The following is a 9,923-nucleotide window of genomic DNA, read 5'->3' as shown; positions in this document are numbered from 1 at the left end:
ACACCGCTGCCAGCAGCAGCGCATGGCGGAGCCGCGCCGCGGGGCTTGTCCCAGCGGCGTCCGGGGCGGGGAGGCGGAGCCGGGGATCGGCGAAAATTGCTCCCCCGCAGGTGGGCACGGACGGGCTTGGGGGGTCTACGCTGTTCACCGCCACGGTTTTTTGGGTGACGTGCCGCCGCTGACCAGAGCAGCAGGCACCGCCCGCGAGAGAAGGAGAATCCGATGGCTAACGCCGAAGACGACGGCATCTCGAACAATGAGGCGCTCAAACCACTGGTCGAACGCAGCCGCTTCGGCGCGGCGGAACGGCGCAAACCCGCCGACGCCGATTCCGAGGCCAGGCGTCCGCCCATATCCAGCACGGAACTGAGCAAAGGACCCGCCGAACTCACCGAGAACCGCGGCCCCCGGGTCAACTGGCGGGTGTTCATCATCTCGTCGGCGATCGTCCTCGCCTTCTCCATCTGGGCCATCGTCGCCCCGGGCAACGCGGCCGGCACGATGCACACCATGGTCGGCTGGATCGCCACCAATCTGGGCTGGTTCTATGTCCTGACCGTCACCCTCGTCATTCTCTTCGTCCTGTGGGTGGCCCTCTCCAAGGAAGGCAGCGTCAGGCTCGGCCCCGACCACTCACGCCCCCAGTACAACCTCTTCACCTGGGTCGCCATGCTCTTCGCCGCCGGCGTGGGCATCGATATGCTCTTCTACTCCGTCACCGGCCCGATCACGCAATACATCAACCCTCCCACCGCCGCCCCTGAGTCGGCGGAAGCCGCGCAGGACGCCGTCGTCTGGACCATGTTCCACTACGGAGTGGCGGGCTGGTCGATGTATGCCCTTCTCGGCATGGCGATGGGGTATTTCGCCTACCGCTGGGGCATGCCGCTGTCCATCAGGGCCGCGCTCTACCCCCTGCTGGGGAAGCGGGTGCGCGGCGCCACCGGCGATGTCATCGACATTTTCGCCTTGGTCGGCACCGTCTTCGGCGTCGCCACGTCGATGGGCATCGGCGTCGTCCTGCTCAACGTCGGCTTCAGCTGGTTGTTCGGCCTGCCGGAGGGGCTGGCCCTGCAGATTGCCCTCGTGCTCGTCGCCGTCGTCATGACCGTGGCGGCCTGTACGTCCGGCGTGGACAAGGGAATCCGGTGGATCTCCGAACTGAACCTGTGGGCTGCCGGAGCGATGATGCTCTACATCCTGATCACGGGCAAGACCTCGTTCCTGCTGAACGCCATGGTCGAGAACATCGGCCGCTTCATCTTCTCCCTGCCGGAGCGCACCCTGCAGACCCTGGCCTACGAGGAGGACGGTTCGGCGTGGATGGCCGGCTGGACCCTCTTCTTCTGGGCCTTCTGGCTGGCCTGGGGCCCGTTCGTCGGCCTCTTCCTGGCACGGATCTCGCGCGGCCGGACGCTGCGGGAATTCGTCATCGCGGCCATCACCGCCCCGGTCCTCTGCGACTTCTTCATCGTCTCGATCTTCGGCAACAGCGCCATGAGCGAGGTTCTCGCCGGCAATACCGAATTCGCGCAGGAGGCCATCGACAGCCCCGAGCACGGGTGGTATGCCCTGCTGGAGATGTTCCCCGGCGCGCCGTTCCTGATCGGTCTGGCCACCCTCTCGGGCCTGCTGTTCTACCTCACCAGCGCCAATTCCGGTGCCATGGTGATGTCGAACTTCTCCTCCATGATCCCCGATCCGGCGATGGACGGCGCCAAGTGGCTGCGCATCTTCTGGGCCCTGGTCACGGCGTTCCTCACGGTGGCCATGCTGGTGGCCGGCGGCGTCACGACCATGGAATACGCCACCCTGATCTTCGCGTTGCCGGTGACCGTCATCGCGTATCTGGTGATGGCCTCCTTCTCGAAGGTGCTCAGGATGGAACGGGCCGAGCGCGAGGGGCAGGTGCTGCGGCGGCGCACTGCTGCCGCCCATGGCGGGCAGATACCGGAGAAAACCTGGCGGCAACGCCTGGCGCGCCTGCGGTCCTACCCGTCGAACAAGGCCGTGGCACAATTTGCCGAGCGGGTCGTGCAGCCGGCGCTGCAGGACGTCGCCAAGGAATTCACCGAACTCGGCTACGAGGCAGAGATGACGACGACGCCGAACGCGAAGACCGGCATCGACGAGCACATCCTCGTGGTGAATATGGACGACCACCGCGACTTCCACTACCAGGTGGCCGCGGTCGAGGCCCCCGTTCCGACCTTCGGCGGCCGCAGCATGCCCCGCGAGATCGACACGTACTACCGGCTCGAGGTGTTCACCCAGACCGGCAGCGAAGGCTACGACCTCATGGGTTTGACCCAGCAACAGGTCATCAACGACGTCCTCGACCGGTACGAGGCGCACCTGGCGTTCCTCAAATACTCCAGCGAACACGCCTACGCCTCGGTGCTCACCCCCGTGGTGCCGCCGACGACCGAGTCGATTCCGCACGTGCCCAAGGCGGCCGACGACGTCGAGAGACTCGACGAAACCTAGGACCGGCTGCCGGCGCCTCGGCTGCCGGCGTCTCGGCGGGCCATTGACTCCCGACGAGCCGCCGGCCCCGTTCCGATACAGTCGTCATATGGGCACCGACGACATTTCCTTCCACACCCGCAAGTGGGTGCGTCCCGAAGATCTCAACGCCAACGGCACCCTGTTCGGCGGAAGTTTGCTGCGGTGGATCGACGAGCAGGCGGCCATCTACGCCATCGTCCAACTGGGCAACGGCAAGGCAGTCACGAAGTACATGTCGGAGATCAACTTCGTCAGCTCGGCCCGTCAGGGCGATCTGATCGAGATGGGCCTGAAGGCCACGCATTTCGGCCGGACGTCCCTGACGATGCGGGCCGAGGTGCGGAACATGTTCACGCGCCAATCGATCCTGACCATCGAAAAGATCGTCTTCGTGAACCTGGGCGAGGACGGCAAGCCCGCACCGCACGGCTTCACCGAGATCACGTACACCCGTGACAGGGTCCCCCGGCAACATCTGGACCCCTCGGCGGTTCAGGACTAGCTGGCCGGGTCCGAGGACCCGGCCAGCCGCCGTCGTTGTTAGTGCGGAGTTACTCCGTCGCCGCCAGCTGGCCGCAGGCGCCGTCGATCTCCTTGCCGCGGGTGTCGCGCAGCGTGGTGGGGACGCCGGCGTCGTTGAGCCGGGCCACGAACTCGCGGGTGACGTCCGGGTCGGACGAGGTCCAGATGGAGCCCGGGGTCGGGTTCAGCGGGATGGGGTTGACGTGCACCCAGCCGCGGCCGCGCTTGTTGAGCTTCTTGGCCAGCAGGTCGGCGCGCCACGCGTGGTCGTTCATGTCCTTGATCAGCGCGTACTCGATGGAGACGCGCCGGCCGGTGCGCTGGTAGTAGCCGTAGGCGGCGTCGAGTGCCTCGTCGACCTTCCAGCGGGAGTTCACCGGGATCAGTTCGTCGCGCAGCTCGTCGTCCGGGGCGTGCAGGCTGAGCGCGAAGGTGAAGGGGAGGTTCTCGTCCGCCAGCTTGTTGATCGCCGGCACCAGGCCCACGGTGGAGACGGTGATGCCGCGGGCGCTCATGCCCAGGCCCTCGGGCGCCTCGTCCACCATGCGGTGCACGGCATTCATCACGCGCTTGTAGTTGGCCAGCGGCTCACCCATGCCCATGAAGACGATGTTGGTGACCCGCCCCGCGTCGGGGCCGGCGTCCTTGCGCTTGCCGCCGAGGCCGCCCTCGGCGATGACCCGGTTGGCCTGGACAATCTGGTCCAGGATTTCCGCGGTGGACATGTTGCGGGTCAGGCCGGCCTGGCCGGTGGCGCAGAACGGGCAGTTCATGCCGCAGCCGCACTGGCTGGAAACGCAGAGCGTGACCCGGCCCGGGTAGCGCATCAGGACCGATTCGACCAGCGAGCCGTCGAAGAGCCGCCACAGGAACTTGATCGTGTCGCCGTTGTCGGTGGTCAGGCGCTTGACCTCGGTGAGGAGGGTGGGGAAGAAGGTCTCGGCGAGTTCCGCGCGCCGCTCTTTGGGCAGGTCGCTCATGCGCTCGGGGTCGGTGGTGTAGTGCTGGAAGTAATGCGTGGACAGCTGCTTGGCGCGAAACGCCGGCAGTCCCAGCTCCTTCATCTTTTCCTGCCGCTCGGCCAGCGTCATGTCAGCGAGATGGACCGGCGGCTGCGTGACCCGCGGGGACTTGAACTGCAGCAGCGGACGGCCCTCGCTGGTGACGGCCTGGTTCCAGCCCTCGGCGGCGGGACGCACCTGGGGCCGGTCGGAAGTTTTTTGGGGGGAAGAAATCTGCGAAGACATTGCCACCTATTGTCTCACAGGCGCGATATAGTTCTCCCTTCGCCCCGGCCGCCCCGGACCGCGGCTGCTGCCCGGCCGCGCGGCCGCCGCCCCGGACGGGCGTGGTGTGCTTATTCTGGTCCAATGCGGATATGGAGCCTGCACCCCCGGCTGCTTGACCGGAGGGGCCTGGTGGCCTGCTGGCGGGAGGCCTTGCTGGCGCAAAAGGTTCTCGCAGGCGAAACCAAGGGTTACCGCAACCACCCGCAGCTGCAGCGGTTCCGTGCTGCGGAGGACCCGATGGCAGCCATCGGCGCCTATCTGGAGGGGCTGGCAGCCGAGGCTGCGGCCCGCGGATATGCCTTCAACACCAGCCTGATCCGGTGCCCGGGAACCTCGGCGGCCGGTGCCGCCGCAAGGGAGCGGCAGCCTCGCCTGCCGGTTCATTCGGAACAGCTCAGCTTCGAACTGAGGCATCTGATCGCCAAACTCGCGGTGCGGGACCCGGCCTACGCCGTGGTCCTGAGCCAGGGGCTGGAGCGGCAAAGCCCGGGCCGGGTCCCCGACCCGCATCCGCTGTTCACCACGGTCGAGGGTCCGGTGGAGGATTGGGAACGGCCGGTGTGACGCCTTCCGGCCCGCCGGCGTGAACTGGTCCGGCCCGGGCATGGCCGAGTCGGAGGCCGGCTGTACCGATCGGAGAGGTTGATTGATTGACTCACTCGCCCCGGCCGTGCACCGGCCTGGCGTTCGCCGGGGGTTTTCCGACCTCCTGGATGGTGTGGCCGCCGCAAGCTGTCGTGGTTACGCTGGCCCGCTCGATGCGTGACACGGTGAACCATCGCATGGCGTTGCGCAGCCGGCACCACCCGACCAGGTACCACTGGCCGTTCGTGGAGGCGAACAGCACTGGCTCAACGTCGCGGGTGGTCGTGGTCTCGTCTCCCGATGTGTAGCGAATGCGGATCACGCGCTGCTCGGCCATCGCCTCCTCCAGTGCCGACTTGATGGCGCGCGAAGAGGAGGGAAGCGCGTTGACCCAGACGCGGTGGGCCAGCTCGTCGGCTCGTGCCCGGGTTTTGGGATCGAGGACGTCCAGGATCTTCTGGATACCTGCTGCTGCCAGATCGGCGTAGGGGGCATCGGGTGCCGCGGACACGGCCGCCATGAGCGCCACGGCCTGCGCCGGGGACAGGCTGACGGGCGGCAGAGACGCGCCGATAGCCAATCCGTAGCCACCGCCCGGACCGGGGCGGGACCATATCGGCGCACCGCTGTTCTCCAACGCCTCGAGGTCTCTCTTGATGGTGCGCACGGATACCGCGAACTCTCGAGCCAACCGTTCGGCGGAGATTCCCCGCGCGCCGCCGCGGCGCAACATCTCGGACAGGGCATGGAGCCGCTCAACCCGCTTCACAGTTCGGACCCCAACAAATTCATGACATGAATAGTGACATACCCTTGTCCGTAGTGCCTGCGAGGGTAGTGCCATGACAACCACTGCAAGCAGTCCGACCATCATCCTCATCGCCGGCCACTGGCTGGGCGCCTGGGCGTGGGATGAAGTCCTTGAACACCTGACAACCGACCACGCCCGTGCAATCGCGATGACACTGCCCGGTCTCGACGGGGACGATCCACAGCGTGCGGCGAAGACTCTCGACGATCAAGCCGCAGCGATCCTGGACGTCATCACTCAACTCGGGGTCTCCGAGGATCAGCCCGCAACTCTCGTCGCCCACAGTGGGGCGAACGCCCCCGTCAGCCTCGTCCTTGACCGTCACCCCGAGCTTGTCCATCGAGTGGTGTGGGTCGACTCCGGCCCTGTGGCGACGGGAAGCGCCTTCGCCCCGGACCTCCCGGAGGAGTTGGAGGAGCTTCCGCTGCCGCCCCTCGACGTCCTCGCACAGCAGGCAAGCCTCGAAGGCCTGAGCGCAGAGGTCCTCGAGCGTTTTCAGGCGCGGGCGGTCCCTCAGCCCGGACCCGTGCTTCGTCAGCCGGTTGAGCTCACGAACGATGCCCGCCGCAAGGTCCGGACCACCCTGGTGTGCTGCTCTATCCCGAGCGCGCAGGTGCTGGAGCTGGCCCGTGCAGGCCATGCCATGTTTGCCGAAGTCGCGAACATCGAGCACCTCGACGCCCTTGACCTCCCGACGGGGCATTGGCCTATGTGGAGCCGTCCCCGCGACCTCGCCGAGGCCATTCAGTCAGCGGCTTCTCGAATCAACTGAGCCGCACGTACAACCGGAGGCTAGCGTCGCCGGCGCTCCTGGAAGCGCACAATGCGCTCGATGGCCGAGGCGACGGCGTCGGCACCGGCGGCAAAGGACAGCCGGACGGAGCGGGTGCCGTTGACGGCGTCGAAGTCGGCGCCGGGGACCACTGCCACGCCCTCTTCCTCCAAAAGCGCCCGGCAGTATTCGGCCGAATCGGCGAAACGCTCCAGTTGCCGCCCGAGGTCGGCGTACAGGTAGAAGGCCCCGTCGGCCGGTGCCGCGCTCCCCCACGCGAGCCGGCCCAGGTTCTGCAGCAACACCGCGCGCACCTCGGCGAACGCGGCCACCGCGGCCTCCGCCTCCCTGTAGGAGTCCGCCTCGAACGCCGCCAGTGCCGCCAGCTGGGCCGGGGCCGGCGGGCACAGCGCCACGTTCCCGGCGAGCGCATCGAAGGCCGGGGCGAGGTCGCGCGGCATCAGCGCCCAGCCCAGCCGCCACCCCGTCATCCCCCAGTACTTGGAGAAGGAAGAAATAACGACGGCGGTGCGGTCCAGTTCCCAGGCGCAGGTTCCGCGGGCATCCGGTTCCGTCGGATCGGCCGGATACGTGATGCCGTGGTAGATTTCGTCGCTGACCAGGCGGACCCCATGCTCGGCGCACCAGGCCGTGAGCGCGTGGAGTTCGCTCCGCGACACCATGGTGCCGGTGGGGTTGGCCGGCGACGCCAGCACCAGGCCGGCCAACGGCCCGTGGGCCGACGCCGCTGCGGCCAACAGTTCCGGGGTCGGCTGGTAGCGGACCTCGGGGCCGCAGTCGATCTCCACCACCTCGCAGCCGAGCGCCCGCAGAATGTTCCGGTAGGCCGGGTAGCCGGGCCGCGCCAGCGCCACCCGGTCGCCCGAGTTGAACGCGCTGAGGAACGCCAGCATGAACGCCCCGGACGACCCCGTGGTCACGGCCACTTCCTCCGCCGCCACGTCCAACCCGTACCAGCGCCGGTAGTGGCCCGCGATCGCTGCCCGCAGTTCCTGGATGCCCAGCGCGCTGGTGTAGGTCAGCGGCTGGCCGGAGGCGTGGATCCCGGCGGCCCGCTCGGACACTGCCCGCGGGGCGCCGCCCGACGGTTCCCCCGCGCACAACGACACGACGTCCCGGCCGGCAGCGCGCATCTGCGCTACCCGGTCCAGGATGCTCATTACTTGGAACGGCGGCACCTGGGCACGGCCGGCCACCTGCAGTTCGTTCACGATCCCCGAATCAGCCGGCGGTCCCGGCGGTCTTGGCGATGTACACGTCGCAAGCGGCCTTGTGGGTCACCGAACTGGCCACGCTGCCGAGCACCCGGCCCAGCCCCTGCATGCCCACGTTGCCGACCACGATCAGACGGGCGTTAACGCGTTCCGCCTCTGCCACCAGCGCGTCCTGGGGCTTGCCGAGCACCGCGGTGTAGCTGGTCCGCAGGCCCTCCGCGCCCAGTTCTGCCGCGACGTCCCTGGCTACCTTCTCGGCCCGCTCCGACTCGTGGATGAACCACTTGTCGTTGCCGATGGCCACGACTTCGGTCGCATCGGATTCGTGGGCGGTAACCACCCGGAGCTCGGCGCCCATGGACGCGGCGAGTTTCGCCGCCGTGCGCGCCGCCTTCATGGCGGTATCGCTGCCGTCTACTCCTACGATGATGATTCCGGCCATCGGGCCACCCCTTCGAGCACGTCGTCTGGCGGCCACGTGGGCCGTTTCACACCAACTTACCCGCCCCGTGGGCGATCCGCCGGGAGCCGCGGGCCGCCGTCGTCGTTATCAGTCCACGAACTCCGACTGGGTCTCGATGAACTCCCAATCTTCTTCCGGCAGCGTTGCTTCCTTCAGGTCCGGCCCGCCCGCCTCGTAGACCGCCGCCGCCGCATCTGCGTCCACTACCTCGGCCCGCAGGTTTTCCCGGAACCACTGCTTGTGGCCGGTCGGCAGCTTCAGCCACCACTGTTCAATCCGCAATTCCGCCATCTCGCGCCTCCTTGTGCCTCGCCGCTGTTACTTCCACCGTAGGTCTGCGCCTTCCCGCGGACAAGGGAGGCCTGCACGCGGGTGCCGCCGCAGCGGCGGCAACTACCTCTGCCGGTAGTTGTTGGCTCGTACCCGCCGGAGTGCCACAGTGGACCTCGTCCGCACTCCCGTTGCGCCGCGCCGGCCGCGGGCCCGTCTGGAAGGAACAGCCAATGGATCGCATGGTTTTCATCAACCTGCCCGTCAGCGACCTGAAGAAGTCCACGGACTTCTACACCGGTCTCGGCTACACGCTGAATCCGGACTTCTCCTCGCCGGATGGCTCGTCCCTGGTCATCTCCGACACGATCGTGGTGATGCTGCTGACCACGGAGCATTTCGGCAAGTTCCTTCGCAACGGCACTCCGCATCTGGGCTCGGATGCCAAGGAAGTGCTGGTGTCCCTCAGCGCCGACTCGGCCGAGGAGGTGGACCGGTTCGTGGCCAACGCGACGTCCGGCGGCGGCACGATCTACCGGCCGGCCGAAGAAGAGATGCCGGGCATGTACGGGGCCGCCATTGCGGACCCGGACGGACACGTCTGGGAGATCATGCACATGTCTCCGGAGGCGATGCAGGCGGCCGCGGAGCAGAACGCAGCGACGGGCAACGCCGCCGGGGCCCAGTAGCCTCAGCCCGGCCCGTTTTCCCTGCCGACCGGCGGCATCCCGCGAAACGCCTCGATCTCTCCGGGCAGGCGCGGTGTGCCCCGGGGTCCTCCGTAGTTGGCTCCGGGTGCAGGCGCTTGGCTTTCTTGCCGGCGAACCTATGGGTCTGCTCGAAGTTCTGGCACAGTGAAGAGAAGCAGCCGGCACCGGCAGCGGGCCGGGAGCCGATCGACGCGGAGGTCCGCCATGACTGCCTCAACAACGGGCACCACCCGTCCGACCGTCCTGTTCGTCGGCGTGCGGGATGCCGGCCGCTCACAGATGGCCGCGGCCTACCTCTCCCAACTCGCCGAGGGCGGCATCGAGGCCCGCTCGGCCGGAACCCGGCCCGGCGGACGGCTGGACGCCGCCGTCGTGGAGGCCATGGCCGAAGAGGGCATCGACCTGTCCGCGGTGCGTCCCACGGCGGTCACCCACGAGTCGGTCAACAAGGCGCAGATGGTGGTCACGCTGGGTTCCGGCGGCGAATGCCCGGTGGTTCCCGGCCGGCGCTATGAAGACTGGGACGTGGATGACCCCGCCGGCCGGGACGCTGCCGGTGTGCGTGCGGTCCGTGACGACATCAAGCACCGGGTGCAGCATTTGCTGTCCGAACTGCAGCCGGCCCTGCACCCGGACGCGCAGTAGGGCCCGCACCGCAGTAGGGCCCGCACCGCCGTAGAGCCCCCTCGCGGGACGTCGGGCTGGATGCAGGAGCCCGTCCGCGCCGGAATCAGGCCCCCGGCGCCTCAGCCGGCGCC

Annotated in this window: 11 protein-coding genes; 6 read left to right on the top strand and 5 right to left on the bottom strand. The window is 68.0% G+C overall.

What is annotated here, in order from left to right; genetic code table 11:
• Positions 1-222 precede the first annotated feature (222 nt).
• Entirely contained in the window at positions 223-2,487 is a 2,265-nt protein-coding gene (gene betT, locus AC5RV2_RS10655) for a choline BCCT transporter BetT (protein ID WP_494092303.1), read from the top strand.
• A gap of 88 nt (positions 2,488-2,575) precedes the next feature.
• Complete coding sequence (locus AC5RV2_RS10650; protein ID WP_494065240.1) at positions 2,576-3,010, top strand: acyl-CoA thioesterase; 435 nt, start codon at positions 2,576-2,578, stop codon at positions 3,008-3,010.
• Between the two features lie 49 nt (positions 3,011-3,059).
• Here the strand turns inward: AC5RV2_RS10650 and rlmN are convergent, their stop codons facing one another.
• A complete protein-coding gene (rlmN, locus tag AC5RV2_RS10645) occupies positions 3,060-4,277 on the bottom strand; it encodes a dual-specificity RNA methyltransferase RlmN (RefSeq protein WP_493980094.1) in 1,218 nt (405 codons plus the stop codon).
• 123 nt (positions 4,278-4,400) lie between these two features.
• Between rlmN and AC5RV2_RS10640 the strand changes: the two genes are divergently transcribed.
• Entirely contained in the window at positions 4,401-4,883 is a 483-nt protein-coding gene (locus AC5RV2_RS10640; RefSeq protein WP_494092302.1) for a pyrimidine dimer DNA glycosylase/endonuclease V, read from the top strand.
• Positions 4,884-4,974: 91 nt separating this feature from the next.
• Here the strand turns inward: AC5RV2_RS10640 and AC5RV2_RS10635 are convergent, their stop codons facing one another.
• A complete protein-coding gene (locus tag AC5RV2_RS10635) occupies positions 4,975-5,673 on the bottom strand; it encodes a helix-turn-helix transcriptional regulator (RefSeq protein WP_494092301.1) in 699 nt (232 codons plus the stop codon).
• Between the two features lie 73 nt (positions 5,674-5,746).
• Here AC5RV2_RS10635 and AC5RV2_RS10630 point away from each other — a divergent pair, with 73 nt between their 5' ends.
• Positions 5,747-6,487: an alpha/beta fold hydrolase gene (locus AC5RV2_RS10630; RefSeq protein ID WP_494092300.1), complete on the top strand. Its 741-nt coding sequence runs from the start codon at positions 5,747-5,749 to the stop codon at positions 6,485-6,487.
• 20 nt (positions 6,488-6,507) lie between these two features.
• Here the strand turns inward: AC5RV2_RS10630 and AC5RV2_RS10625 are convergent, their stop codons facing one another.
• From AC5RV2_RS10625 to AC5RV2_RS10615, 3 genes are all read right to left on the bottom strand, one after another.
• Positions 6,508-7,668: an aminotransferase class I/II-fold pyridoxal phosphate-dependent enzyme gene (locus AC5RV2_RS10625; protein WP_494092304.1), complete on the bottom strand. Its 1,161-nt coding sequence runs from the start codon at positions 7,666-7,668 to the stop codon at positions 6,508-6,510.
• 61 nt (positions 7,669-7,729) lie between these two features.
• Complete coding sequence (locus AC5RV2_RS10620) at positions 7,730-8,164, bottom strand: universal stress protein (RefSeq protein ID WP_494065244.1); 435 nt, start codon at positions 8,162-8,164, stop codon at positions 7,730-7,732.
• 108 nt (positions 8,165-8,272) lie between these two features.
• Entirely contained in the window at positions 8,273-8,476 is a 204-nt protein-coding gene (locus AC5RV2_RS10615; protein ID WP_494065245.1) for a hypothetical protein, read from the bottom strand.
• Between the two features lie 212 nt (positions 8,477-8,688).
• On the opposite strand from AC5RV2_RS10615, the gene AC5RV2_RS10610 reads away from it, so the two are divergent.
• Complete coding sequence (locus AC5RV2_RS10610) at positions 8,689-9,144, top strand: VOC family protein (RefSeq protein WP_494092299.1); 456 nt, start codon at positions 8,689-8,691, stop codon at positions 9,142-9,144.
• A 225-nt stretch (positions 9,145-9,369) separates the two neighbouring features.
• Positions 9,370-9,810 (top strand): arsenate-mycothiol transferase ArsC, encoded by a 441-nt coding sequence (locus AC5RV2_RS10605; protein WP_494065247.1) that lies wholly within the window; start codon positions 9,370-9,372, stop codon positions 9,808-9,810.
• The last annotated feature ends 113 nt before the right edge of the window (positions 9,811-9,923 follow it).

The sequence above is a fragment of the Arthrobacter sp. Y3225116 genome, assembly GCF_059091245.1.
The sequence above is the reverse complement of the archived record's forward strand: the minus strand, read 5'-3'. Positions and strand labels throughout refer to the sequence as shown.